Annotated in this window: 23 protein-coding genes; 12 read left to right on the plus strand and 11 right to left on the minus strand. The window is 65.6% G+C overall.

What is annotated here, in order from left to right; translation table 11 throughout:
- Window positions 1-291 precede the first annotated feature (291 nt).
- From ACZYZ7_RS27675 to ACZYZ7_RS27705, 7 genes are all read left to right on the plus strand, one after another.
- Window positions 292-561: a hypothetical protein gene (locus ACZYZ7_RS27675; protein ID WP_090428913.1), complete on the plus strand. Its 270-nt coding sequence runs from the start codon at window positions 292-294 to the stop codon at window positions 559-561.
- Between the two features lie 93 nt (window positions 562-654).
- Complete coding sequence (locus tag ACZYZ7_RS27680; RefSeq protein ID WP_090427776.1) at window positions 655-1,104, plus strand: hypothetical protein; 450 nt, start codon at window positions 655-657, stop codon at window positions 1,102-1,104.
- Window positions 1,105-1,563: 459 nt separating this feature from the next.
- The gene (locus tag ACZYZ7_RS27685; RefSeq protein WP_463742233.1) at window positions 1,564-2,025 is read left to right on the plus strand and encodes a helix-turn-helix transcriptional regulator; all 462 of its coding nucleotides are present in this window, start codon (window positions 1,564-1,566) and stop codon (window positions 2,023-2,025) included.
- Between the two features lie 165 nt (window positions 2,026-2,190).
- Window positions 2,191-2,988, plus strand: a complete 798-nt coding sequence (locus ACZYZ7_RS27690; RefSeq protein WP_450070085.1) for a helix-turn-helix domain-containing protein — start codon at window positions 2,191-2,193, stop codon at window positions 2,986-2,988.
- Between the two features lie 4 nt (window positions 2,989-2,992).
- Window positions 2,993-3,874, plus strand: a complete 882-nt coding sequence (locus ACZYZ7_RS27695; RefSeq protein WP_450070086.1) for a DUF4436 family protein — start codon at window positions 2,993-2,995, stop codon at window positions 3,872-3,874.
- A gap of 422 nt (window positions 3,875-4,296) precedes the next feature.
- Window positions 4,297-5,487 carry a lipid-transfer protein gene (locus ACZYZ7_RS27700; RefSeq protein ID WP_090428904.1) on the plus strand — a complete coding sequence of 397 codons (1,191 nt, stop codon included), beginning with the start codon at window positions 4,297-4,299 and terminating at the stop codon, window positions 5,485-5,487.
- Window positions 5,488-5,690: 203 nt separating this feature from the next.
- A complete protein-coding gene (locus ACZYZ7_RS27705; RefSeq protein ID WP_463742234.1) occupies window positions 5,691-7,454 on the plus strand; it encodes a hypothetical protein in 1,764 nt (587 codons plus the stop codon).
- Between the two features lie 56 nt (window positions 7,455-7,510).
- On the opposite strand, the gene ACZYZ7_RS27710 is transcribed toward ACZYZ7_RS27705, so the two are convergent.
- The 5 genes from ACZYZ7_RS27710 to ACZYZ7_RS27730 are packed head-to-tail and all read right to left on the minus strand — an operon-like array spanning window position 7,511 to window position 13,944.
- Complete coding sequence (locus ACZYZ7_RS27710; protein WP_463742235.1) at window positions 7,511-8,890, minus strand: NAD-dependent succinate-semialdehyde dehydrogenase; 1,380 nt, start codon at window positions 8,888-8,890, stop codon at window positions 7,511-7,513.
- A 33-nt stretch (window positions 8,891-8,923) separates the two neighbouring features.
- Window positions 8,924-10,369, minus strand: a complete 1,446-nt coding sequence (locus ACZYZ7_RS27715; protein ID WP_450070089.1) for an APC family permease — start codon at window positions 10,367-10,369, stop codon at window positions 8,924-8,926.
- Window positions 10,370-10,403: 34 nt separating this feature from the next.
- Entirely contained in the window at window positions 10,404-11,510 is a 1,107-nt protein-coding gene (locus tag ACZYZ7_RS27720) for a zinc-binding dehydrogenase (protein WP_463742236.1), read from the minus strand.
- Between the two features lie 8 nt (window positions 11,511-11,518).
- Entirely contained in the window at window positions 11,519-12,847 is a 1,329-nt protein-coding gene (locus ACZYZ7_RS27725; protein ID WP_450070091.1) for an aspartate aminotransferase family protein, read from the minus strand.
- Between the two features lie 20 nt (window positions 12,848-12,867).
- Window positions 12,868-13,944, minus strand: coding sequence for a phosphotransferase (locus ACZYZ7_RS27730; RefSeq protein ID WP_450070092.1), 1,077 nt, complete (start codon window positions 13,942-13,944; stop codon window positions 12,868-12,870).
- A 184-nt stretch (window positions 13,945-14,128) separates the two neighbouring features.
- Between ACZYZ7_RS27730 and ACZYZ7_RS27735 the strand changes: the two genes are divergently transcribed.
- Window positions 14,129-15,310: a PucR family transcriptional regulator gene (locus tag ACZYZ7_RS27735; protein WP_135457659.1), complete on the plus strand. Its 1,182-nt coding sequence runs from the start codon at window positions 14,129-14,131 to the stop codon at window positions 15,308-15,310.
- 31 nt (window positions 15,311-15,341) lie between these two features.
- Here the strand turns inward: ACZYZ7_RS27735 and ACZYZ7_RS27740 are convergent, their stop codons facing one another.
- A complete protein-coding gene (locus tag ACZYZ7_RS27740; protein WP_450070093.1) occupies window positions 15,342-16,964 on the minus strand; it encodes a fatty acid--CoA ligase in 1,623 nt (540 codons plus the stop codon).
- Between the two features lie 107 nt (window positions 16,965-17,071).
- On the opposite strand from ACZYZ7_RS27740, the gene ACZYZ7_RS27745 reads away from it, so the two are divergent.
- Window positions 17,072-17,383, plus strand: coding sequence for a hypothetical protein (locus tag ACZYZ7_RS27745; RefSeq protein ID WP_450070094.1), 312 nt, complete (start codon window positions 17,072-17,074; stop codon window positions 17,381-17,383).
- Window positions 17,384-17,386: 3 nt separating this feature from the next.
- Here the strand turns inward: ACZYZ7_RS27745 and ACZYZ7_RS27750 are convergent, their stop codons facing one another.
- The 3 genes from ACZYZ7_RS27750 to ACZYZ7_RS27760 all read right to left on the minus strand — a co-directional run bounded on the left by ACZYZ7_RS27750 (window position 17,387) and on the right by ACZYZ7_RS27760 (window position 19,616).
- Complete coding sequence (locus ACZYZ7_RS27750) at window positions 17,387-17,701, minus strand: hypothetical protein (protein WP_450070164.1); 315 nt, start codon at window positions 17,699-17,701, stop codon at window positions 17,387-17,389.
- A 133-nt stretch (window positions 17,702-17,834) separates the two neighbouring features.
- On the minus strand, window positions 17,835-19,196 hold the full coding sequence (locus ACZYZ7_RS27755; RefSeq protein ID WP_450070095.1) for a cation:dicarboxylate symporter family transporter: 1,362 nt from the start codon (window positions 19,194-19,196) through the stop codon (window positions 17,835-17,837).
- Window positions 19,197-19,367: 171 nt separating this feature from the next.
- Window positions 19,368-19,616, minus strand: coding sequence for a hypothetical protein (locus ACZYZ7_RS27760; protein ID WP_450070096.1), 249 nt, complete (start codon window positions 19,614-19,616; stop codon window positions 19,368-19,370).
- 205 nt (window positions 19,617-19,821) lie between these two features.
- Between ACZYZ7_RS27760 and ACZYZ7_RS27765 the strand changes: the two genes are divergently transcribed.
- Complete coding sequence (locus ACZYZ7_RS27765) at window positions 19,822-21,381, plus strand: sensor histidine kinase (protein ID WP_450070097.1); 1,560 nt, start codon at window positions 19,822-19,824, stop codon at window positions 21,379-21,381.
- Window positions 21,382-21,410: 29 nt separating this feature from the next.
- Window positions 21,411-22,100, plus strand: a complete 690-nt coding sequence (locus ACZYZ7_RS27770; RefSeq protein ID WP_135460233.1) for a response regulator — start codon at window positions 21,411-21,413, stop codon at window positions 22,098-22,100.
- Window position 22,101: 1 nt separating this feature from the next.
- Here the strand turns inward: ACZYZ7_RS27770 and ACZYZ7_RS27775 are convergent, their stop codons facing one another.
- Window positions 22,102-23,193: an MmpL3/TtfA transport complex stabilizer gene (locus ACZYZ7_RS27775; RefSeq protein WP_450070165.1), complete on the minus strand. Its 1,092-nt coding sequence runs from the start codon at window positions 23,191-23,193 to the stop codon at window positions 22,102-22,104.
- A 463-nt stretch (window positions 23,194-23,656) separates the two neighbouring features.
- The gene (locus ACZYZ7_RS27780) at window positions 23,657-24,496 is read right to left on the minus strand and encodes a peptidoglycan recognition protein family protein (RefSeq protein WP_450070098.1); all 840 of its coding nucleotides are present in this window, start codon (window positions 24,494-24,496) and stop codon (window positions 23,657-23,659) included.
- 244 nt (window positions 24,497-24,740) lie between these two features.
- On the opposite strand from ACZYZ7_RS27780, the gene ACZYZ7_RS27785 reads away from it, so the two are divergent.
- Complete coding sequence (locus tag ACZYZ7_RS27785) at window positions 24,741-25,436, plus strand: DUF3060 domain-containing protein (RefSeq protein ID WP_450070099.1); 696 nt, start codon at window positions 24,741-24,743, stop codon at window positions 25,434-25,436.

A 25,436-nucleotide genomic window follows, 5' to 3' on the forward strand; every position in this document is an offset into this window, starting at 1 on the left:
CACCGTATCCCACGAACCGGTTCGGGACTGAGTTGCTGAGGAGCAATTTCGGCGTTGCCTCGGCGAACTCTTCATCCGCCGAGCACGTCCCCGAAATGCCTAGACTGCGGCGATTGCCGATGCCTTCGGTATCGAAATGTACTGATGCCCAACGTGTAAGAGATGGACCGTCCCCGCACCGGCCGTTTATTGAAACCCTGTGAATTTTCTGGAAGCATCTTGTACGTTCGCCAGGTACTGTCCACTCGGTTTGCTCGGGACGGTCCCGACCTCGAGTGGGAGGAAATCTCTGTGCTGAAGAGGATTGCTGTCGCCGGCGCATTGGCAATGGGCGCCGCGTTGGCCAACACGACAGGCGTCGCCCACGCCGACGACATACTGGTGGTGGGTTACGACGGCGTGGAGGAGTTCTACTACACCGAAGCGGAGTGCCGAGAAGACGGGCCGACCGTTCATCTGCAGATCAACGACCACTCATACCCGTACTGGTACTGCCGGATCGGTGATGACCGCGGTGACACCGAGCACTGGTACCTCTGGAATTCCGACAATCCCAACTAGTTCGGTGCGGGCGCGGCCGAGGGGTCCGCGGCCGGAACACCGACGAGGCGGCGCCGCAGCGCGGGACTCTGGCGGCGAAAGCGAGGAGCACGCATGGATTTTGGTGGTCGGGTTCTGATCGGCACTGCCGCAGCGGGTGCGATCCTCGGCGGATCGCTTGCGCTACCGGGTATCGCCGCAGCTGACGAGATCCTGCCGACGGGGGCGGGCGGGGTCACCTACATCCGCACCGAGTCGGGACGGACATTGTGCGGCATCCAAGGAGACGCGGTGAACTGCACGGTGCAGTTCGTGAACCCGCCGCTGACGGCATCGGGTGACGTCGCCAATTCGGTGACGCTCGACCAGAACGGGAAATTCACGTATCTGGCTGCCGACCTCGGCGTGACGGACCCGCTCCACACCATCCGTTACGACCAGACCTACATCGCCAACGGTTGGGCGGTTGAGGCGTTCAGCGATGGCACGCGGTTCACCAACAACCGCAGCAACGAGGGATTCTGGGTCAGCGTCACCGATGTCAACGCCCTCGGCCAGATGTGATTCTTCGCGAAATTCGCTGAAGGGCAACGGCTATCCTCCCAGCATGAGACGAAGTCCGCCATCACCGCCGGAGTGTTGGTAATGGGAGACGCGCGCCGGAATGTGACCGGCGGACCGCCCAAGGAGAACCGCCGCCGAGGATTCCGCACCTGGTTTGTCGCAGCCTTGGGTGCCGCCCCCTTCCTCGAACACCCAGACTGGGACGTCCACGCCCCGCACCGAATCACACTGTGTGCGAGCATCGGATCGTTGCGGCCCTCGCAGGGAGATGCCCCCACGCTGGTGCCGCTGAATCGGGCCGATCTGTGGGTATTGCCTACGACGGAGCGTCCAGCCGCCGGCACATACGGACCGGTCATCGAGCATTGCGAAATCGCCCTACCAACAACATTGTTCGCTGGGCCAGACCTACCGATCGTACGGCCTCGTCATCCGTTCACGCTCCAGCTCATCGAGCGAATGCGACAACTCGCACCACGAACCGACGGGACCGCGCAGCTGCTCGCCGCGGCGCTCAACGAATCGATGCGGTTGCATCTCATCGATTCGTTCACAGAGCGAGGCACTCCCAGAGTTCGTAGCGATCGCCTACTCGGCGAGGACGAGCAAGCACGGTTGGTCGACTACATCGACGGGGGCAGCGTCGAGTTGGGGAGTACCGTTGCGGCCCTGGCTGATCAGGTCGACATGACGGTCGACACGTTCAAAAAGGCATTCGCCGCGACGTTTCACACCACTCCACGCCAGTTCGTGCTCGACCGGCGGATTGCGATGGCGAGGGCACTGCTCGCCGACCCCACCTACTCGATCGCCGACATCAGTGCCCGCCTGGGCTTCTCGAGCACCAGTCATTTCACGACGGTGTTCAAGAAGCGCGTCGGCGTGACCCCCGCCGAGTACCGGCCACGTTGGCCGAAGTAGCACCCGTGCCGACGAAGTAGTCGTCGATACCGGCGTTGCGGCCGTTGGAGCCGGCACGACTCGTACTCGAATAGTTAGGATCCGTACGTCGCGTAGTCCGATGACTGAAGTAACCGGTGTGACGGGTGGACGGGAATCGGCGAGACGGATAAGGGGCAGTGCGACGTGAGCATTGATGTCGAATTTGTGGACCTGCCGCTGCGAGGTGGTTCGGCCGATGCTGGGTTCTTGGCACCCCACCACACCATCATCGTGTATCGCGGCGGCGGAGTACTGGCCAAGGAATATGAACTGGAAAAGGGTCAGTCTCTCCTGGTTGAGAAACCGAAGTTGGGCAACGCGTGGGTTCTTCCTGCCGAACATCGCGCTGCCGTCCTGTGCCGTGGTGCCACCATCGCGCAGTATTGCCAGCTGACGGTGCCCACCGCAGCGCTGGGCTCACAGCCACTGCGCCCGTCCGTGCGCCGTGACCCTCTCTTGCACCAATTGATCGAGCGCATGAACAGCGTTGCCGGCCGCAACGACGTGCTTGCCAGGATCATGCAGGAGACATTGACCGAAACAGTGCGCCTGCACCTGACCGATCAATACGGTCCGCCGATCCTCGAGCGACGGTCGGTGGCGGCGCCCCGTTCACTCGACCAGGCGACCCAGACGTTACTAAAGGAGTACCTCAACGACAGTCTCGATTCCCGGATCAGCCTGGCCGCCATGGCCGAGTTGGCCGGAATGCCGGCCGGGGTATTCACCAGGGCCTTTGCCGCGGCGTTCCACACCACACCTCACCAATATCTGCTGAACCTACGTATCGCTCGGGCTCAGTCACTGCTGGCCAGTGCGCCGTTGACAATGTCCGAGATCGCATTCGCGGTCGGTTTCTCGACTCCCGGCCATTTCTCGACGACATTCAAGGATCGTGTGGGCATCACACCATCGCAGTACCGTCAGCAATCCGCGAGTTGACCGCGTGCCAACGGCGATAACACCGATCAAGGGGCGGGCGGTCAGGTCGGGCGTGCGCGCTGCGCTCATCGGCGGCGTCATTCTGGTCATGATGTTGGCGGCCAGCCTGGGTATGTACTACCCGACCCGCACAAGTGAGAACACTGCCCAGGTATCGGGGGATGACACCAATCCAGACCGGGTTGATTTGACGGCCTGGGTAACCCACGTCGACACCACCAACGGCACCGTCTCGGTGAGCATCTCCAGTCTGGAACCACGCGGTTCGCTGGCCGATGAGAGTGGCCTGTTTCGTGACGATGCCCACCTGAACGCCTCAACATCGCTGACCGCCGTGTCGGTCCCGGTCAAGCACGCCGAGGTGGCACCCAACGTCGATGAGCGTTTTGGGTTGACCGGTGTTGTCACCGACTATCCGTTCGACCGGTACACGGCGACTCTGGACATCCGCATCCTGGATGCAGCCGGCAGCGAGGTGCCCACCGCGATCACGCTTTTCAGCACCGACCCTTTCTTCACGATGAGTTCGTCTGCTGATGACGCGGGGCTGATCAATCTGACATTCACCCGAAGCGCTCCCACATTGGTATATGCCCTGTTCGCCATGGTGCTGATGCTCGGGCTCGCGATCGCCGCCGCAACGGCTGCGTATTACATCTTGCGCGGACGAAGGGGCCTGCTGTTTCCTGCATGTTCCATGATGGCGGCCATGTTGTTCGCGCTGGTGCCGTTGCGCAATGCAGTGCCGGGCAATCCGCCGATCGGGTCGGTGATCGACTTCGGCTCATTCTTCATCGCCGAGATCGCCATCTCGGTGTCCCTGATTGCCAGCGTGATGATCGGCCACCATTTCGAGCGGGCGAACGAACGGTCCAAGACCACATAGGCCGTGGGCAATCAGGCCGCCGAACAGCTCTCCATTCCGGCGCACCCGTCAACAAACATGATCGGGTTCGCACTCCGAAGGCGGGCAGTCACGTTCGGCCACCCGTTTGCTGCAAGCCCAGGGAAATTTGGAAGCGTTCAGGTCAATGCCCTGGCTACACTCCTGGCGCACGCTGCGCAATAGGCGGCGCTAACGTGTGGCCCGATCGCCCGATGACCTCCCTCTTCTGCGGGCGGGCGATCGGGCTTTCAACACCCCTGCACGCGGCCAATCACTTCCTCGACCGAGACCGCGGTAATCCGGCGAACCGGTGGCAGCTCAGGGTGTTCGCACTGCTGGCCGCCGCAGGGTTGGTGGTGCGCTTGCGTCAACTCCAGTTGAAGACGGTTGCCCCGATTTCGCGATGAAGTATGTTCCGTTGCATGGCTAACAAAGTGTTTGTCGTCGGCGTGGGGATGACGAAGTTCGAGAAGCCCGGTCGGCGTGAAGGTTGGGACTACCCGGACATGGCGCGCGAGTCCGGCACCAAGGCGCTCGAGGACGCGGGCATCTCGTATGACCAGGTGCAGCAGGGTTACGTCGGGTACTGCTCGGGTGACTCGACCTCCGGTCAGCGCGCCCTGTACGAGCTGGGCATGACGGGCATCCCGATCGTCAATGTCAACAACAACTGTTCCACCGGGTCGACCGCGCTCTTCCTTGCCGCACAGGCGATTCGCGGCGGTCTGGCGGACTGCACGATCGCGCTGGGTTTCGAGAAGATGCAGCCCGGTTCGCTGGGCGGCGGCGCGCAGGACCGCGAGTCCCCGCTGGGCAAGCACGTCAAGGCCCTGGCCGAGATCGATGAGTTCGCCTTCCCCGTCGCACCGTGGATGTTCGGCGCGGCCGGCCGCGAGCACATGAAGAAGTACGGCACCACCGCCGAGCATTTCGCGAAAATCGGCTACAAGAACCACAAGCACTCGGTCAACAACCCGTACGCACAGTTCCAGGACGAGTACACCCTCGACGACATCCTGGCCGCCAAGATGATCTCCGATCCGCTGACCAAGCTGCAGTGCTCCCCCACCTCCGACGGGTCGGGCGCGGCGATCGTGGCCAGCGAGGCCTTCGTCGACAAGCACGGGCTGGCCGGTCAAGCCGTCGAGATCGTCGGGCAGGCGATGACCACCGACTTCGCGTCGACCTTCGACGGCAGCGCCGCCAACATCATCGGCTACGACATGAATGTGCAAGCCGCCCAGCAGGTTTACGCACAGTCCGGCCTCGGGCCCGAGGACTTCCAGGTCATCGAGCTGCACGACTGCTTCTCCGCCAACGAACTGCTGCTGTACGAAGCCCTCGGCCTGTGCGGCGAGGGCGAGGCGCCGCGGCTGATCGACAACAACGACACCACCTACGGCGGACGCTGGGTGGTCAACCCCTCCGGCGGGCTGATCTCCAAGGGCCACCCGCTCGGCGCGACGGGCCTGGCCCAGTGCTCCGAGCTGACCTGGCAGTTGCGCGGCACCGCCGACAAGCGACAGGTCGACGGCGTCAACGCGGCCCTGCAGCACAACATCGGCCTGGGCGGCGCGGCCGTCGTGACCGCGTACCAGCGCGCCGAGCGCTAGGACCGCGAACAGACGCGCTAGACGAAGGAAGCGGTCGAGGAGCTGGGACCGAAGGTGAGGGTCGCTGCGGGGGCCGGGGGCAGGCAATGGCCACCCGGTTTCCTGCGGCGCTGATTGGCTGATTGCGACGAGGCCGGTTCTCGGTCGGAGGCCCGGCCGGTCCATCCAAGAAATCACCAAGTGCGCTCGGCAACGATGCCGCGGTGGACCAGACACCTGAGCAAGTGCGCTTGTCGCAACGCCTGTGGGACCCCCTGTGGCAACAAGCCAGGCACCGGCCGGCGCGCCTCGGCCCCGGCCGCATCGCAGTACCCCTGCGCATCCTCGCCGTCCTTACCTGGGTCGGCTCCGCGATCATGCTGGCGTTCGGCTTCATCCCGGACCTGTTCGAGTCGAAGAACGGCAGCCTTTACGGCGGCGAACTCGTATTCCTCTACTCGCCGTTCTGGCCGCTGCTGTGCGGCATCGCAATCGGTTCGGGCGCGGCGGCCGCCGGCTACGTCGTCACCGCCACCGGCCCGGACGCCCCGCGACACCACGCGGTGCTGGCGTGGTGTGCCGGGGTGTGGGTCCCGCTGATCCCCGTCCTCATGCTCGCAATCGACCGAGACCGGCAGGCTATTCCCTCTGCCGTCGCGTGGCTCGCCGGCGCCGCGGTGGTGATCACCTGTCTGCACGTGCGCCATCGGGCTCCCCGGCCGTGGGTGGGGCTCGTCCTCGCCTGCCTTGTCGCGGCGCCATGGATCCCCGCCATCCATGCGAATCTCCGGTTCGGGCTCGCCCTGAACGCCGCCAAGCCACCGCCTGACGGCGAACTGCTCGAAATGTTCATCGCCGATGTCTCGACCCGGACCTACGTTCCCGGCATCGCGCTCGCCTTCGTCGGGGCCATGGCCACCGCAGGCGTTGCACTGGCCGCGCACTCCCGGTCGGCCGTCGCCCAGCAGATCTCTGCGCACCGTGGCGGCTGGCGGCTCACCGCATTCATCTGTGCCGTCGCAGCCGCCGTCATCGTGCTCGAGGTGTCCGGCGTCGCGGGAATCTCCTCGGGCTTCATCGAGAACTACTGGGGGCTTGGCCACCCTTGGACGTGGCCACACGCCATCCTCGTCGCGGTGGCGATCGCCTACGTGACCCAGCGCTCGTTCAGGACACCGTTGGTGCAGCGCGGCGACGTGGCCGCGACATTGGCCATCGGCGTAAGCGCCCTCGCCGTCCACATCCTGATCGCCCTCATGCTGATCGTGAATCTGGTCGCGAATGCGGTCACCGGACCGCGGGCAGACACCATTACACCGCCGGAAGGCCTCGTTCTCCTGATCGCCTGGCTGGGCCTCGCCGCGTTGATCCCCATAGCGCTACGTGAGCGGTGGGACGGCACGGTCGGACAGTCGGTTGCGAGAGTGGGACTGCTGTTCCTGGTCCCCGTCTACATCGGGGTGTTGGGCGACCAACTCGGTTACCACTGGCCCGTCGTCTTTTGGGCGAAGGCTCCGCAAGTTGCCATTTGCCTGGCCATCATCGGTTGTGTCGCAACGATCTTCGGCCTACTCGGCAAATCAACACCCATATCGTCGGAGATGGCGAACCGGCTGGTGCTCATCCCACTGCTGATCGTCAGTGGCGCATCCTGGCTGCCGAACGTCATCGCCGCCCCGTTGACACCGATCATCGCAGTCACCGCCGCGTTGTTTGCGCTGTTGTGGGCGTTTCCGGCAGCCGACCGCGACGACGAACACACCGGCGGCGTCCTGACGGTGTCAGCGCAGCTGTTGCTGGTCGCCGCGGCCGCGGCGATCGTCACCTGCCTCCCGGACATTTCGGCCGGCGACCCGACACTCGCGATGCTGCTGTTCGGCGTGCCATTGAGCGTCCTACTGTGCGCCAAGGTAACCGAAGTGTCGAGACAACAGCCGGTAGATATCCGGGGCGATCTCGTCGACGTCCCCCCAACGCGGCCGTCGTGACCGCCTACCGGCGCGCCGAACGCTAGAACCGCGCGAACCAGCTGGTTCGCGCGGTCTCACTCCGACGCCGCGCGAACCAGCTTGTAGTTCACGAACTCCCGGATCCCGAGGGATCCGAGCTCGCGGCCGACACCGGAGCGTTTGGTACCGCCGAACGGTAGTTCCACCGCATCCAGGCCGACACCGTTGACGTAGACCATCCCGGTGTCCAGGGCGTCGGCCACCCGGTCCGCCTGTGCCGCGTCATCGGTGAACACATACGAGCCCAGGCCGAACGGTGTGTCGTTGGCGATGCGCACGGCGTGTGCCTCGTCGGCTGCCCGGTAGACGATCGCGACTGGTCCGAACAGTTCCTCGTGATGAATCGGGTTGTCCTCGGCCACATCGGCCAGCACGCCGCAGGTGTGAAACGCACCTTGCCGCGCACTCGGCAGCAGCGCCTTGGCGCCGGCGTCGAGCGCCCGCCGAACCTGGGATTCCAGGTTTTTCGCCGCCCGCTCCGACGAGAGCGGGCCCAGCACGGTCTCCTCGCTCATCGGATCGCCGGGCGCCACTTCGGCCAGCTTGCCGACGAAAAGCTCGACGAATTCATCGAAGTGCCGGTCCAGGATGATGATCCGTTTGGCGCCGTTGCACGACTGCCCGCCGTTGTCGAGCCGCGCCTCGACCGCCGCGTCCACGGCTGCGGAGAGGCTCGCGACGTCCAGCACCAGGAACGGGTCGGAACCACCGAGTTCGAGGACCGACTTCTTCAGCGCGCCGCCGGCGAGCCGGCCGACCACCGCGCCTGCCCGCTCGGACCCGGTGAAACTGACTCCGGCCACGCGCGGGTCGGCGATGGTTTCGGCGATCTGCTCCTCGGCGGCGAAGATGGTGGTGAACACCGCTTCCGGAAAACCTGCCCCGGTAAAGATCCGCTGAATCTTCAGCGCGGACTCCGGGCACTGCGGGGCCGGTTTGAGCAGTACCGCGTTCCCGGCGGCGAGACTCGGCGCGGCGAACCGCGCGACCTGGTAGTAGGGGAAGTTCCACGGCATGATCCCGAGGATCACGCCGAGGGGTTGTTTCCGGAGCACCGCGCTACCGGTTCCCGACTGCAGGTCGATCGAATCCTCGGCGAGGAAAGCCTCGGCGGCACCGGCGTAGTACTCGTAGATGTCGGCACTGAACTCGACTTCGGCACGCGCCTGGCTGATCGGCTTCCCCATTTCGCGCACCGCGGTTCGGGCGAGATCGTCGAGTTGTTCGCGGTGCAGCTCGGCGACCCGCTTGAGCGCGGTGGTGCGCTCAGCTAGCGAGATGTTTCGCCAAGAACGTTGCGCCGCTTGCGCATCGGCGATCACGCCGGCCAGGGCGGCGTCGTCGATGAACGGCCGCTGCTCGCCGGTCTCACCGGTGGCGGGGTTGACCACTTGAAATGGAATCGAGGTTGACATTGCTGCGCTCCAGGTGCTCGTGAACGGATGGGATCAGGCGTCGAGTTGGTCGTATACGTCGGGACGGCGACGACGGATCACCACCGCGCTCACCGATCCCACGACAAAGGAGGCGACCACGAAGCCCATTACGCCGTAGGCCTGACCCTGCGTGCCGGTAAGCAGGCTGAAGTTCGTGACCACCAACAGCAGGATCACCGCCAGCCCGATGGTGGAGATGATCGGGGCAATCAATGTGTGCCAGATGCCTTTACCGGTGGCGACCCGCCGGAAGAACACCAGCATCGCGACGCTGACCAGCGTCATGAGGATCACCACTCCCAATGAGGAGGCGGCACCGGCGAGGGTGAACACGACAGACACCGGATCGAGCTGGGCGATAATCGAGGCCAGCACGAACACGCCGATCATGATGCTCACGACCAGGGAGGCACGCGACGGCGCGTGATGCTTGGTGCTGACCTCGCCCAGCCGCGAGGGCAGGACACCTTTCTGCGCCAGGACGAACACATACCGGGTGACGATGTTGTGGAAGGACAGCGCACACGCGAAGAAGCTCGTGACCAGCAAGACCCGGGCCAGGTCACCGAGAATCGGGCCCGCCACCGTGTGCATCAGGTCGAGCACGACGTTCTCGGGATCGTCGGCCGAGCGTTGCACCACGTCGCCGACGCCGACCCCCGCGACCACACACCACGCGGAGAAGGCCGAGAACAGGCCGATGACGAAGACGGCGATGTAGGTTGCGCGCGGAATGGTGCGGTTCGGGTCGCGGGCTTCGTTACGGAACACCGCGGTGGCCTCGAACCCGATGAAGCTGTAGAAGGCGAACATGACGCCGAGCGCAGGCACCCCCTCCCCCAGCGTGCTCAACGGAACCGAAAGCGAATGGCCCGCACCGCCATTGGTGGCGAATACCCCGATGTTCATCACGATGACGACGACGGTCTCCAACGCCAGGGCGATCAGCAGAACCTTCGAACTCAGCTCGATGTCGCGATAGCCGAGCAACCCCACCAGGGCTACCAGCATCAGGGAGAACACCCACCACGGAACATCGGTCCCGATCAGATTGCGGGCCGCGACACCGAAATACGCGGTCACGCCCAGCAGCATCATCGAGTACGCACAGATCGCGACCGCGGCGGCGCCGGTTCCGGTGATCCGGCCCAGACCCGCCTGGATGTAGGAGTAGAACGCGCCGGCGTTCGGCACGTATCGGCTCATCAGGGTGAACCCGACCGAGAACACGGCGAGCAGCGCGGTACACACCAGGAAGTAGTAGGGCGCTCCCGCGTTGGCGCTCTGCGCGATCAGAACCGGCAGGTTGGCGGCCACCACCGCCAGCGGCGCCGCCGCGGCGACGACCATGAAGACGATCGGGCCGACGCCGAGGTTACGGCTGAGCAGCGATATCCCGGCCGCGTCGGCGCGGGTGCTCGTCGCATCCGCGGATGCTGACTGAGAGCCTGTGGTCATGTGTGGGTTGTCCTTTGGTGTTCGATCTCGCGGGTCAGTTCTGACCGGGAATGAGCAGGGTGCGCAGCGAGGCGCCGGTGGCGAGTTCGTCGAGGGCGGCCGCGGCCTCCTCCAACGGACGACGGGCGGTGACGAGTTCGTCGATCTTGAGTTCGCCGTCCATGTAGCGGTCGACCAGCTTGGGGATGTCGATCGCGGGACGGACGCTGCCGTAGTTGGAGCCCAGGATGCGCTGATCGGCCTCGGCCAGGGCAAGCGGCTCGAAGGACGCCTTTTCGCCGGCTGCCGGAAGTCCGACGACGACGGCCGCTCCACCCAGGCCCAGCATTCCGATGGCCTGCTCGGTGGTGGCGATCTTGCCGATCGCGTCGAACACGTAGTCGGCACCGTCGGGAAGCAGTTCGCGAAGCGCCGCCACCGGATCTGTGTTCGCGGCGTCGATCGTGTCGGTGGCACCGAGGGTGAGCGCCAACGCGGTCTTCTCGGGCTGGATGTCGACGGCGACGATCCGGCTCGCACCCGCGATCCGGGCGCCTTGCACGACCGACAAACCGACTCCGCCGCAACCGATCACGGCTACGGTCGCACCTTCTTCGACCTTCGCCGTGTTGGTGACCGCGCCGACACCGGTGGCGATCGCACATCCGATCAGACAGATGACGTCGAGCGGGGCGTCCTTGCGAACGCGGATGGCTCCGCTGGCCGGCACGATCGCCTCCTCGGCGAACGAAGAGACACCCTGGTAGTGGTAGATCGTCTCGCCGTCGCGGCTGATCCGTGAGCTGCCGTCGTACAGCACGCCGCCGGGGGCGACGAGGTTCATCGCGACAGTGCAGCGGGCCTCATGACCCGATTGGCAGTACCGGCACTCGTAGCACGGGGCGACCCAGGACAGTACGACGTGATCGCCGATCTCCAGATCGGTTACACCGGGCCCCAACTCGGTGACCACCCCGCTGCCCTCATGGCCGAGCACCATGGGCACCGGCAGCGGCCACTCGTTGCGGATGATGTGCAGATCGGAATGACAGACACCCGTCGCCGCGATCTTGACTCGTACCTCACCCGGTCCGGGCTTGGCCAGGTCGACGTCGGCTACCTCGACTTTTCCGGCGTTTCCGGAGAACAACACTGCGCGCATTTTCGCTCCTAGTTCGATTTCTTCTTGGTGGTGGCTGCTGTCATGACCTCGTCGAGGACCGTCACCACGTGGTCGGCGTGTTCGGCCTGAAACGGCAAGGGGGGACGGATTTTCAGCACGTTCTCGGATCGGCCGGATGCGCTGATCAGGACGCCCCGGTCACGCAACTCATTGACCACTGCCGAGGCCGTCGCGGCGTCCGGCTCGCGGCTGACGGGGTCGACGACGAACTCCGCGGCCACGAAAAGCCCACAGCCGCGGACGTGCCCGATCTCGGGGTGTTGTCGGGCCACCTCCTCGAGCCCAGACCGCAGTCGTGCGCCGACGGCGCTCGCGTTGGCGATCAGGTCGTCATCCTCGATGACGTCGAGCACCGCGTTCGCGGCGGCGATGCTGACGGGGTTTCCACCAAATGTGTTGAAATAGCGAATGTCTCGACCGAATCTGTCCATCGCGGCGTCGGTTCCGACCACGGCGGCGATGGGGATTCCGTTGCCCATCGGTTTCCCGAGGACCACCAGATCCGGTTTCAGCCCATGCCGGGCGAAACCCCACCAGCCGGTCCCCAGCCGGCCGAAACCTGGCTGGACCTCGTCGGCAATCCACATCCCGCCGGCCTCGTGCACCGCATCGGCGGCCGGGGCCAGCCACCCCGCGGGGTCGGTCTGCACACCGTCGCTGGACAGCACCGAGTCGACGATCATCGCGGCCAGGCCGACACCGCGTTGGCCGAGCGTCGCGATGGCCGCCTTGACCCGGGCGGCGAAGATCTCGGCGGCGGCCGCGGGATCGTCCCGGTACGAGTCGGGTACGTCGACCAGGATCACTTCCGGACCGATGGGGTTGTTGGGCCCCAGGCTGGGCGAAATCTCGGCGGCGGCGGCCGTCGTGCCGTGGTAGGCGTGACTGGTGCAGATGATGCCGCGCGCACCGGTCTCGTACCGGGCCACCCGCAGCGCCAGGTCGACGGCTTCGCTGCCGGTGCAGGTGTAGACGATCTTCGACAACTCGGGCGGGAAGAGCGCAAGCAGCCGCTCCGAGTAGGCGATCAGCGGCTCGGTCAGATATCTGGTGTGGGTGTTGAGCACACGCATCTGTTCGTCCACCCGCCGCCGAACGTGCGGATGGCTGTGCCCGACCGCCGGAACGTTGTTGTAGGCGTCGAGGTAACGCCGGCCTTCGGCGTCATAGAGCCAGACGCCGTCGGCACGGACGACGCTTACCGGGGCCCGGTAGAACAGCCGGTAGCTGGGTGCGAGAACCGCGGAGCGGCGCCGGATGAGTTCTCTGGCCCCAGGTTCGAGCGACTCGTCGTTGCCGTCGAACGCGTTCGCCATGAAAGTGCGGTGAAGGTTCATCATCGGTTACCGCTCTGCCCGGGCTTCCGGTCGTCCAGCGCGGAGGCGGTGGGTTTCTCACAGACTGAATGCAGGTGTGCCGCAGCCTCTTCTGGGCTGATGGCCAGCACGCGGTGCAGCGTCGGCAACGTGAACCGCATCCGCATGCTGCCGTAGGCAGTTGGGTTCGTGCTCGCTCGCGAGGTCCACGTCAGCGCCTGCACACACAATCTGGAAGCCGCCAACGGATAGACGACAGCCAGCTCGTCGTCGGTCAGCGGCGTCACGGAGTGGTACCCGCCGATCACCTGGCCGAGCGCGCGGAGCGGCTCGGCCTGACGCATCATGGCGTAGGCACCTGCGATCGTCGGCTCGGCGACCCGCACGCTGTAGAGAGCGTCGTTGAAATCCAGTACCCCCGAGACTTGGTCCCGCTCGACATCGACCAGGACGTTGTTGTCGTTCAGGTCGTTGTGCACTACCGCGCGCGGCAGTGCCGACAGGGTCGGTTCGACATCGTCGAACCACCGCAAAGCGGTTCGCACATAGTCCATTTCGGCGAGCTCGGGGGCATCGGCCAGGCAGGACGCGATCGCGGTCCGGGCCCGGGTCACATCCCAGTGATGTGTGGCGCGCAGAGATTCCGGCGGAAATCCTTCGAGGGCCGCGGTGATGCGCGCGGCCGTGGCACCCAACTGGACCCGGAGGGCATCCGAATGCCGGTCCACCTTGGCCCATTCGACGCCGTGCACCCAGTTGAACACGGTCAGCACTTCGTTTCCGCCGTCGAGTCGGACGTGCCGGCCACCGCTGGCCGGCGGCACGATGGTGGGAACCGCGACTCCGGGGTCTCTACCCGCCATGTGTACGAGAATGTCTTCCTGCCAGCTTTGTTCGAGGTGGCCTTCGCCACGAATCTGCAGCTTCGCCAGAAAGCACTCGCCGGAATCGGCAGTGGCCCGGTAGTTGCGGTCGAATTCGCCGCCCAGAAACGTCAGGTCGACAATCGACAGTCCGTACTCCTCGCCGAGGAGGTCTGTCAGCGTCGACCCCCAGGAGTCATCGGTGACGGGCAGTGCACCTCGCGATTGCGGCATTGATCGTCCTTCCGCTGGCCGGGTGTCGCCGGACGCAGCACGTGAATGTGGGGCAGCACACATTCAATGAGTTCAAAGCGATGCGGTCAATGCCATAATTGGCGCGCATTTCGCCCATAAACTGTGCGCATTGCACATTTCAGATCCTGTGACCGCAGGCGCCGAGAGAGAGCGGGAACGACCCATGGAACAGCTGGACACCACCACGCAGCTGATCAGGACGACCGCCCGCCGGCTACTCGACGTCCACCTCGACGAGATCGTGGAACGCACCGTGGCCCGCACCATCGAGGACGAGCCCACCTACACCGGCGGTCCGGTCAGTCGAACGGACCTCCGGTACCACATGGATCGGACGATGCGGTTGGCGCTCTCGCGACTGGCCGGCGACGACATCCCGGCCGATCTCGAGTCCGTCGCGCTGGAGCTCGGCAAAATCCGTGCCCGCCAAGGTGTTCCGCTGTCCAGCGTGTTGCACGCGTTCCGGATCGATCTGAAGTCGTTGTGGGAGGCGCTGATCGACGAGGGTCGCGCGGTGGGCGCGGATGTGCGGGCCGACTTCCTCGAACGCTCGTCGCTGATGGTGTGGGAGGCCGTCGAACTCAACACCGAGCACGTCGTCCGCGGGTATCAGACCACCCAGGACAGTCTGGATGAAATTCGTTCAGCCGCATTCGATCAGCTGCTCACGGATGGCGGGCTCGAACCGAGCGCAGTCGAAGATGCGGCTCGCGTACTGGGGTTGCCCACCGAGGGCAGTTACCACTGCCTCGTCGGCTCCTTCCCGATTCCGCGGCCCGAAGTCCTGGCTGAATGCAGTGCGGCCCTGCAGGCATCTGGCCGGGCTTTCTACTTCAGCTGGTGGGCCCGGGAGCTACGCGGAGTGGTCCACGCCTCCGACGATTCCTTCGACATCGCCGGGGAATTGGCAGCGTTGAGCGGGCAGACATGCTCGGTAGTGACGGCCGCCGGGCTCGATTCGGTGGCACGCGCCATCCGCCTGGCGCGGATGGCCGTCCATGGTCGCTCCGACGTCGGGGTCGAACGACTGCAGGACAACTGGCTCCATGCCGTCGTCGCGGCGAACCAGGAGTTGTCCGAGGAGATCCACTCAGCTGTCTTCGGCCCGCTGAACAGGCTGAGCGAGAGCGAACGCCACGGTCTGACCGAGACGGTCGGCGACCTCACCGCCAATGGCGGAACCATCGCCAACATCGCCGAGCGAACATATCGGCACCGGAACACCGTGCGCGGACGACTGCGCGCGTTCACTGAGCTCACCGGCTTCGACCTGACCAAGACGAATGACCTCGCCACCGTCACCATCGCGTTCATGATCGACGCCAACATGAAGGCGACGGGTTGATCTCTCGACGGCGCGTCTGCTCGCGGGAGAACTAGAGGGTGATGACCTCGTAGGCACCGTCCGCGTGGCGCGCCCGGATCGTCTTCTTGTCGTACTTGCCCACGCTGGTACGCGGCACCTGCTCGATGAACGTCCAGCGCTCGGGCAGCCACCACCGAACCACCTTGTCCGCCAGGAATTCCCGCAGTTCGGCCGGCTCCGCTGAGGCGCCGTCGTGCAGCACCACGACAGCCAGCGGGCGTTCCTGCCAGCGCTCGTCGGGCACCCCGACCACGGCGGCCTCCAACACCGCGGGGTGGCCGATCAGATGGTTCTCCAACTCCACCGAGGAGATCCACTCCCCGCCGGACTTGATCACGTCCTTGGCCCGGTCGGTCAGCGTCACATATCCCTGCTGGTCGATCGAACCGACGTCTCCGGTGCGCAGCCACCCGGTGTCGAACTTCTCGGCATCGCGGCCCAGGTAGTAAGAGCCGGTGATCCACGGCCCGCGCACTTCCAGTTCGCCGACCGCGTCGCCGTCGTCGGGCAGGGGTACACCCTCGTCGTCGACGACACGCACCTCCACGCCGCACATCGGCCGGCCCTGGCTGACCCGCATCTCCCACTGACGTTCCTCGGACACCCCGGGCAGCGGCTTGGCCACCGTGGCCAGAGGCGAGGTTTCGGTCATCCCCCACGCCTGCTGGATGTACACGCCGTAGCGTTCCTGGAACGTCTGCATCAGGGACAAGGGCACTGCCGAACCACCGCAGGCGACCAGTCGCAGCGATGAAACGTCGTGCCCCGGTTCCTTTTCCAGCCGATGCATGACGTCGTTCCAGATGGTCGGCACGGCACCGGCCAGCGTGGGGCGCTGCGATTCGATCAGGTCTAGCAACGAGGCACCGTCCATGAACCGGTCGGGCATCACCAGATTGGCGCCGGCCATCAGGGCGGCGTACGGCAACCCCCACGCGTTGGCGTGGAACATCGGCACGATCGGCAGCACCGAGTCACTGCAACTGACGTCGAGCGCGTTGGCCGTGCAGGTGTTCAACGCATGCAGGTAGCTCGACCGGTGGCTGTACACCACACCTTTCGGGTTTCCGGTGGTGCCGCTCGTGTAACACATTGCTGCCGCGGAGTTTTCGTCGATCTCGGGCCAGTCGAACTCGGCGGGCTGGGCGGCCAGCAGCTCGTCCCAGCGCAGCACGGTCTTTCCGGCCAGGGCGCTGGTATCGCCGTCGCCGACCACGATCACGGTGTGCACGGTCTCCAGCAGGGGCAGCACCGGGGCCAGCAGCGGCACCAGGGATCCGTCGGCGATCACCACGCTGTCGGCGGCCTCGTTGGCGATGTAGGCGATCTGCTCGGGCGACAGCCGGATGTTCAGGGTGTGCAGCACCGCGCCCATCGAAGGCACGGCCAGATAGGCGGCGAGGTGTTCGGTGTTGTTCCACATGAACGTGCCGACCCGCTGGTCACCGTCGACCCCGAGCCCGCGCAGGGCATGGGCCAGTCGGGCCGCCTGCCCGCCCAGCTCGCGATAGCTGATCGTGCGGTATCGGCCCTGCCCACCTGCGGTGGTCACGGTCCGGTCGCCGTTGACGCCGCAGGCATGTCGCAGGATCGCGGTGATCGTCAACGGCCAGTTCTGCATCGTGCTCTTCACGGGCGCGATGGTATGCGCTTGCCGTTCGACACCGGCGGGAACGAATCGAATTTCCCGAACGATGTATGTAAGGGAAGATGAGCTGGTAACGACGGAAGGACGGCCCGATGCGCATGAAATGGTCCCTGGCGGCAGTCGCAGTGGCTGTGTTCGGGGTGATCGGCGCATCGTCCGCGGTGGCTTCGGCCGAGGAAACCGCTCAGCAGGTGATCAGCCGCCTGCAGTCCGAGGGGTACACCGTCACCATCGACAAGATCGGCACCGCGCCGCTGGAGCAGTGCACGGTCACCAGCGTGCGCAACCCCCAGCAGGTCACCCAGCTGGTGCCTTACGTCGGGCCGGGCCTCGGCGGCGATCGGATCCTGGTCCCATCGATCACCAGCCGGACCGTGTCGGTGTCGCTCAACTGCCAGCGCTGACGCTCACTTCGAACAGTTCAGCGAGACTGTGATGGTGCGTCGCACCACCACGGGTACGAGGTCGAAATTCCTCTCGCCGTCCTTGCCGAACCGTTCCACCCGGATGAGCTGGGTTTGGGTCTGTGGGTTGCGGATGCTGGTGACGGTGCACTGATCGAGTGGGGCGCTGCCTACCCGATCGATGTTGACGTAGAAGCCCTCGGCTTCCAGCAGTCCGATGGTCTCGATCGCCGAGTCGGCAAATGCCGATCCGGCGGGCGCCAATATGCTTCCCAAAGCCGCCCCCGACGCGGCCACCATGATGATCGATGCGTACATGGCCGTGTCATCCTTACCCTCTCGCATACCTTTTCGGTACGCGGTTCACCTTTGTTACGAGCCAGGCATGGGTAAAGGTTCAATACCCGACGAGGCCCGGCCGGGCGGTACCGGCCGGGCCTGTAGCTACATGTCAGGCGTGCGCGGGTTCGGCGGTGCGGTTGGCATGGTCGTCGACCATGGTGAGTTCGTCGAACGGATCGTCACCGCGCAGCACCGCATCGACCTTGGCCTTGTCCACGGTGTGCGTCCACGACCCGACGAGCAGGGTGGCCACCGCATTGCCGGAGAAGTTGGTCACCGCGCGGGCCTCGGACATGAACCGGTCGATCCCGACGATCAGTCCGACCCCGTCGAGTAGATCGGGGCGATGGGCCTGCAGGCCGCCGGCCAGCGTGGCCAATCCGGCGCCGGTCACGCCGGCGGCTCCCTTCGACGCGACGATCATGAAGACCAGCAGACCGATCTGCTGCCCGACGGACATCGGGGCACTCAATGCGTCGGCGATGAACAGCGCCGCCATCGTCAGGTAGATCGCGGTGCCGTCGAGGTTGAACGAATACCCGGTCGGCACAACGACACCGACGGTGCTTCGGTCGACGCCCAGGTGCTCCATCTTGGCGATCAGCCGCGGCAGCGCCGACTCCGACGAAGACGTCGAGAAGATCAGCAGGTACTCGCGGGCCAGGTACCGCACCAGCTTGAAGATGGACACCCCCGATACCGCACGCAGCAATACACCGAGCACGCCGAACACGAACACCACGCACGTCACATAGAAGCCCAGCATCAGGGTCAGCAGCTGGGTGACGGCGGTCCAGCCGGTCTGCCCGACGACGTTGGCGATCGCGCCGAAAGCACCGATGGGCGCCAGCCACAGGATCATGATCAGCACCTTGAACACGAGTTTCTGCAGGTGCTCGATGCCGCGCAGGATCGGTTCACCGGCGCTGCCCATGCCCTGCAGCGCGAACCCGACCAACAGCGCCACAAACAAGGCCTGAAGCACGCTGCCCGCCGTCAGCGAGGAGAACAGCGTCTCCGGGATGATGCCCTGGACGAAGTCCATGAGTCCGCCGGACTCGTGTGCCTTCTCCGCGAGTTCGGCGCCCTTGCCCGCCGCGCTCTCCGACAGATGCATACCGCTGCCCGGGTGGATCAGGTTGCCGACAACCAGACCGATGGTCAGCGCGACCGTGGACATCGCCAGGAAGTAGCCGAAAGCCAGGCCACCGACCTTGCCGACGGTGGCGGCCTTGCGTACCGAGCCGATCCCCAACACGATCGTGCAGAAGATGATGGGGCCGATCATCATCTTGATCAGGTTGACGAACATGGTGCCGAGCACACCGACGCTCTTGCCCACCTCGGGTGCCACGAGCCCGACCACCACGCCGACGACGACGGCCGCAATGACCGCGATGTAGAGCCAGTGCGTGCGGTCGCGACGCTGCGGGGGCGCCGGCTCTGATTGCGGGTGTATGGACACGGTCATCGGTCCACCTCCAGTTTCGGGTCCGGTTCGACAGTTCGGTTCATCTGCCGATGTCGCTGTACCAGTACCTTCGACCATAGGGTGAGCCAGGTCACGTTTTTGTTCATTACGTTCACGCAGCGATCTGGCCCCGAGGCGGGCGACTTCGGGGCCGGATCAACAATCGATCGCTCAGATACCTGCGCAGAGCGAGACAAACGGAATCGGTGCGCAGATGCCGACGGAGAAGTAGGGCGTGATGTCGCCGTTCCATGCCGGCGGCGGGGGCGGTGGAGGCGGCGGCAACGGGGCTGCCACGCAGGTGTTCGAGGGCGGATCGTATACGGTGCCCACTCCGCACTCGGTGGCGTTGCCGACCGCCGGAGAAATCGCCGTCACCACTGCCAGTGACGCGACCGCGGCCACGATAATGGTTGTCAAGCGATGAATTGCGCAGCTCATCGCAGGTCTCCCTTGGATCTACCCTCGACCCTGCTTATTGTCAGATTCTACGACTCAGCCCCCGCGAACAGCAGCCCCGAATTGACGGGCGCGAAGGTCGCAAGGGTCACCGGCGCGAACCCGCTACCAGCGGATATCCGGGCCACTATGTTGAAAGATCATTGCCTTCACAATCGGAGGTGCTGTGACGCACTGGCGGCGGCTGTCGGGGCTGGCCTGGCCGCGCTCGCTGGCCGGACAGGCCATCGCGCTGCAGGTCCTGGTGGTCGCGCTGGTGGTGCTGGCCGGCACGGCGCTGGCCCTGCTCGATGCCCGCCGCGACGGCGAGGACGCGGCCCGGCAGCAGGTGATCGGCATCGCCACGGCGCTGGCCGATTCCCCCTCGACTTCGGCGGCCATCGAATCCGGCACTGCGACACAGGTTTTGCAGCCCGTGACCGAGGCTGTGCGAACCGGCACCGACATCGCGTTCATCACGATCATGGCGCCGGACGGAGTCCGGTTCACCCACACCGATCCCAGCCAGATCGGCGGGCACTACCTGGGCACCGTCGAACCCGCGTTGCGCGGCGAGACATTCAGCGAGGTCTATACCGGGACCCTGGGGCCGTCGGTGCGCGCGATCGCACCGGTGCGTAGCGCCGACGGGCGCATCGTCGGCCTGGTGTCGGCGGGGATCACCCAGCAGACGTTGGGCCAGCGCTGGCGCGCGCAGATTCCCGTGATCGCTGCGGTAACCGCTGCCGCACTGGGGGCTTCGCTGATCGGGGGGTGGGCCATCCGGCGCCGGCTGCTCCGCCAGACCCGGGGTCTGCGGCCCGATGAACTACGGGTCATGTACGACCACCATGACGCGATCCTGCATTCGGTGTCCGAGGGGCTCATCGTGCTCGATCGTGACGGCGTGGCGCTGGCCAATGATGAAGCGCGCCGGCTGCTGGGCCTGGCGGCCGGACCGGTACGTGTGGAGGATCTCCCGGAGTTTCTGCGCAGCGCTGATCCCGGGGTGCGCGACGAGCTGCACGTCACCGCAGACCGGGTGCTGGTGGTCAACCGGGCCCGCGTCGCGGACTCCGGTTCGGAGGTCGTCACGATCCGGGATCGCACCGAATTACAGGGCGCCCTGGGCGAACTCAGCTCACTACAGGTCCTGGCCGACTCGCTGCGGGCACAGGCACACGAGTCGGCCAACAAGTTGCACACCGTGGTCACCATGGTTGAGATGGGCCGGCCCGAGGAGGCGGTCCGCTTCGCCACCAGTGAGTTGGAGCTGTCGCAGCGGCTCGTGGACCGGTTGTCACTGATCGTCGGGGAACCGGCCCTGGTGGCCCTGCTCCTCGGCAAGACCGCTCAGGCCGACGAACGCGGGATCACCCTGACCGTCACCGAGGACACCCAGTTGTCCACCGACACCGTGCTCTCCGGGCAGGAGATGGTGACGGTGCTGGGAAATCTGATCGACAATGCGATGGATGCCTGTGACCGTGAGGATCCGTGGATCGAGGTCACGGTGACCCAGGACGATCAAGAGTTGTTGATCCGGGTGGCCGACAGCGGCCCCGGTATGGACCCGGACACCTTCGAAAAGGCCATGCAGCGTGGCTATTCCACGAAATCAGCCGACACGGCCGGCCACGGGCTGGGGCTGGCGCTGGTGGCCCAGGTGATCCGCAAGCACGGCGGGACGCTGCGCGCCGACGTCACCTACGGTTCAGTGGTCACCGCAACGGTGCCGCGGCGATGAACGCTGACGCGAAGAGCAGAGGGGAACAGATGATCAGCGTCCTTATCGTGGAGGACGATCCATTGATCGCCGAAGCCCATCAGGCCTATCTCGGCCGCCTGGAAGGGTTTTCGGTGTCGGCGGTGGCGCACACCGCCCGCGACGCGATGCGGGCGGCGGCCGCGGCCGCCGCATCCGAGCAACCCATCGATCTGGTGCTGCTGGACATCGGTCTGCCCGACGCCAGCGGAATCTCGTTGGCCTCCGGCCTTTCCGGGCTGCGGCCTGCACCGGACATCATCGCCATCACCTCCGAGCGCGACCTGGAGATGGTGCGCGCGGCGGTGGCCCACGGCGCGCTGACCTATCTGCTCAAGCCTTTCGCGTTCGCGGCATTCCGCGACCGGCTGGAGCGCTACCGCCGCTACCGTTCGGCGCTGCCGTCTGGAACCGATGCCGCCAGCCAGGCTGAAGTCGACCGGGCCCTGGCCGAATTACGCATTGCCACAGACAAATCCACCGCGCCCAAAGGCGCGGCGCCGCAGACCACCGAGGAGATCGCTGCCGCGGTGCGCGACGAGCCTGACGGGTTGACCGCCGATGAGGCGGCCAAACAAGTCGGAGTGTCCCGAGTGACGGCGTGGCGCTACCTCGAGCGTCTGGCCGATGACGGCATCGTCATCCGCACGACGGAGTACGGCAAGGCCGGGCGGCCGCGTACCCGCTATCGGTGGCGCTGAATCAGGCGCCGGCCGCCTGGAGGGCGGGCAACTGGTGCATCTCGACCGCGTCCGCCGAGACCAGCTGCGAGTACAGGGACTCGGCGACGTCGAAGACGTTGACCTGGCCGGCGTAGTCGGCGATGTACAGCCTGGTGCCGCTGTCGGACATGGCGACTGCAGCGGGCTGTGCGTGGACGTCGACGCTGCCCTGGATCTGGCTGGTCAGCGCGCACCACACGATGACGCGGTCGTAGTCGACCACGTACGCGCGGGTGGCGTCGGAGCTCAGCACCAGCTGGGTCGGCGCCCCGCCGACCTCGACGGCGTCCACCACGGTCCCGGCGGACAGGTCGACGGTGTGCACGACACCGCGATGCTCAAGATCGGAGGTCAGCACGTAGGCGACGCCGTCGCCGATCGCGATGTCGCGGATCGGGGCGCCGATCCACACCGTGGCCTGCGCCTGGGCGGTTTCGGTGTTCACGACGACCAGCCGGCTGCCGCGGAAGTCGGAGGTGGCGACGTACAGGCGCTTGCCGGTCGAGTCGACCTCCAGGGCGTCCAGGTTGACGCCCGCGCCGGTGGCGATGTCGATCGTGCCGACCCGCTCGGCGGTGGTGTCGATGACGGCGATGTCGATGCGCTCCTGGCCGGCGCGGCCGGCGAACACGCGCTTGCCGTCCGGGCTGATGGCCAGGGCGGTGACGCTGAAGGCCAGCGGGTACTCGTTGAGCACGGCGCCGGTGATGGTGTCGACCGTCGCGATCGAGTCATGCCCGGCGGTGGAGACGCTGACGTAGGCACGGTCATCGGCCACGACGACGGCGAAAGGGTCTCCTGCGAGGCGGACCGAACCCACCACGCCCATGGTGTGGGGGTTGATCACGGTCAGGCTCTGCGCCGCGGTGTTGGTGACCACCACGGTGTCCCGGTCGGGGTCGACGGCGATGTCGCCGATCGGCCCGCGTCCGACCTCGGCCAGTCCGGCCACGTCGATGTCGTCGAGGGCACCGTCGAATGCGACGCCGCGGGCAGACGTATCGTCGATGGCGCGTTCATTGCGGCCGGGGCGCATCGCTTCAGCGAGCGCGCGCAGGAAGTTGTTTGCCATCGTCATCGGCACCTCCGCCGGCAAGGCTTTCACCGGCTCTAGATTCCAGGTCCATCTGCGCCGGGAGTGGCGCGTTTGCATTGAGTCTAGCGACGAAACCGACAGGTCCTGGACGAGTTCGTAGCGAATACACGGCAGTCGCCGACACTCTCTCAGAATGCGCTTAAGAAATTCTTCGTTATCGACTCGTTACCTTTTGGTCGCATTCGATTAAATGCCTGTTACCAGGGACTTCCCAGCACCCCCTGGACGTGTCGCATTTCACGAGCAGCGGGGCCGTCAATAACAATTCTTACCATCGCCGGCAAAAGTGAGCGGTAGATCACATCGCGACACGCCAGCAAACTTTCTTGGGCGTCAACTCGCGGAAGCGGGCAGAGACGCGGGAAATGTGTTACGGCTGTGAAAGATGAGCCGTGCCGGATCGTAAGTTCGCTGCCCACAGCAATGCCCCCGACACCGGTTAGAGCCGCAGCGCGGCGGCGGTGGCCGGACCGACGATGCCGTCGACCTTGAGCCCGCGCGTGCGACGCTGGAACTCCCTGACCGCGTCCTCGGTCTGCGGGCCGAACACACCGTCGACCTCGAGGTCCCCCGCATACGCCGAGTAGGCCGACTTGAGCCGGCTCTGCAAGTGGGCGACCTGAGGGCCTTCCATGGGCCGGAACAGCAGGGTCTCGGTGTACTGACCCTCGGGTACCGGTGGCCGGGGCGTGGGCGCCGGTTTCGCGATATCGCCGATCTGCGCCTGGATGTCCGCGCGCAGGATGTCCATGTCGATGGCGCCCGGATCCCACTTACCTTGCGCGCGGCCCGCATACTCCTTGTGCCCGATGGTGCGCTCAGAAGTCTGGGCCAGCCGGCGATTGATCGCGGCGCAGCACCGCACCAGCGCGAAATACTGTGCGTCAGGCCAGTTCTTGCGATGCGGCGCGGTGGGGCTGGTACCGCTGTTGGCGCACTCGATGCCGATCATGTGCCAATTGCCCATATTCGTCGGCAACCACGGATACATGCCGACACCGGCGTGCCAGGCCACCCCGAGGGCCACCACGGTGACTGTGCCGTCGCGCGCGATATGCAGCTGCGACAACGGGCCGGGAAGATCCGGGCGGCCGTCGGCGATCGACGCGGCGGTTGCCGTGTCCGACCCGGTGTGGTGCACCATCACCCCGCGGATGTCCTTGAAATCGCCGTGTCCCCGCGTCCGCCACCCGGGATACTCGACGAGGTCGATGCCTTCCGCCCGAAGCACATCGGCCAGCCAAACGGGGTCACCGGTCCATTGCCCTGTCTGAGGCACTGAGATTCGTCCTCCCTACGCAGCAAACTACCTGCGAGGACAAGCCTACGCGGGACCACCGACATCGTCCCGAACACACGAGGGCGGCGAGACAGGTTATGCATCAACTACTTTGCTCGATATCGCCTCACCTGGAACCCGATGCCGGGCGCTGTTCGCGAAAGCACCAATCAGCAAATAGTCGCTCACGGTGCCGGCGGCGCCTTCCATACGCATCTGCGCCCGAATGTGCGAGCATCTGCGCATGGACCCGAAGGACGATCCCGAGGCCCGCATCCGGGAACTCGAGCGCCCACTGGCTGACGCCGCTCGCACCTCGGAACTCGGGACCGGCGCCTCCGCCGCTCCGCCACCGACCCAGCCCTGGACGCAGGCGAACAGCTTCCCGCCACCGCCCCAGGGACCACCCGCACCGTGGCCGGGCTATGAGCCGTATCCGGCACCGCCGCAACCGCCGCGCAGCACGGGCAGCACGCACCTGTTCCTGGTGTTCGGCGGATTCGTGCTGGCCCTGGTGGTCGGCGGCCTCGTGACGGCCTATCTCATGGTCAACAAGACCGACGCAGGAGACACCGACGCCGGCACGGTCACCGACAGCCAGTCGACGACCATCCGGCAGACCACGATCAGCGGCGTGCCACTGCCCGGATCCGTTGCACCGACACAGGTTCCGGCAGGAGAGACGGTGATCGTCTCAGGGATCAACGAGCACCGGACCGTCGAATGCCGGGAAAACACCGTGATCGTCAGCGGCATCCAGAACGAGCTGGAGATCACCGGCCACTGCATTGCCGTGACCGTGTCAGGCGTCGAGAACGTCATCACCGTCGAATCCGTCGAGACCATCGGGGTATCCGGATTCGACAACCGGGTCACCTACCGCACCGGGCAACCCGACGTGTCGAACTCCGGTGAGTCCAACGTGGTCGAACAGGGCTAG

This window comes from Mycobacterium sp. IDUB_17 (assembly GCF_055419465.1).

What these genes read in the sequence shown, in the direction of transcription:
- ACZYZ7_RS27725 (WP_450070091.1), bottom strand. Translation starts at nt 12,847, where the DNA reads ATGGCGAACGCGTTCGACGGCAACGACGAGTCGCTCGAACCTGGGGCC.
- ACZYZ7_RS27735 (WP_135457659.1), top strand. Translation starts at nt 14,129, where the DNA reads ATGGAACAGCTGGACACCACCACGCAGCTGATCAGGACGACCGCCCGC.
- ACZYZ7_RS27775 (WP_450070165.1), bottom strand. Translation starts at nt 23,193, where the DNA reads ATGGCAAACAACTTCCTGCGCGCGCTCGCTGAAGCGATGCGCCCCGGC.
- ACZYZ7_RS27715 (WP_450070089.1), bottom strand. Translation starts at nt 10,369, where the DNA reads ATGACCACAGGCTCTCAGTCAGCATCCGCGGATGCGACGAGCACCCGC.
- ACZYZ7_RS27710 (WP_463742235.1), bottom strand. Translation starts at nt 8,890, where the DNA reads ATGTCAACCTCGATTCCATTTCAAGTGGTCAACCCCGCCACCGGTGAG.
- ACZYZ7_RS27785 (WP_450070099.1), top strand. Translation starts at nt 24,741, where the DNA reads ATGGACCCGAAGGACGATCCCGAGGCCCGCATCCGGGAACTCGAGCGC.
- ACZYZ7_RS27770 (WP_135460233.1), top strand. Translation starts at nt 21,411, where the DNA reads ATGATCAGCGTCCTTATCGTGGAGGACGATCCATTGATCGCCGAAGCC.
- ACZYZ7_RS27730 (WP_450070092.1), bottom strand. Translation starts at nt 13,944, where the DNA reads ATGCCGCAATCGCGAGGTGCACTGCCCGTCACCGATGACTCCTGGGGG.
- ACZYZ7_RS27755 (WP_450070095.1), bottom strand. Translation starts at nt 19,196, where the DNA reads ATGACCGTGTCCATACACCCGCAATCAGAGCCGGCGCCCCCGCAGCGT.
- ACZYZ7_RS27745 (WP_450070094.1), top strand. Translation starts at nt 17,072, where the DNA reads ATGCGCATGAAATGGTCCCTGGCGGCAGTCGCAGTGGCTGTGTTCGGG.
- ACZYZ7_RS27720 (WP_463742236.1), bottom strand. Translation starts at nt 11,510, where the DNA reads ATGCGCGCAGTGTTGTTCTCCGGAAACGCCGGAAAAGTCGAGGTAGCC.
- ACZYZ7_RS27750 (WP_450070164.1), bottom strand. Translation starts at nt 17,701, where the DNA reads ATGTACGCATCGATCATCATGGTGGCCGCGTCGGGGGCGGCTTTGGGA.
- ACZYZ7_RS27700 (WP_090428904.1), top strand. Translation starts at nt 4,297, where the DNA reads ATGGCTAACAAAGTGTTTGTCGTCGGCGTGGGGATGACGAAGTTCGAG.
- ACZYZ7_RS27680 (WP_090427776.1), top strand. Translation starts at nt 655, where the DNA reads ATGGATTTTGGTGGTCGGGTTCTGATCGGCACTGCCGCAGCGGGTGCG.
- ACZYZ7_RS27685 (WP_463742233.1), top strand. Translation starts at nt 1,564, where the DNA reads ATGCGACAACTCGCACCACGAACCGACGGGACCGCGCAGCTGCTCGCC.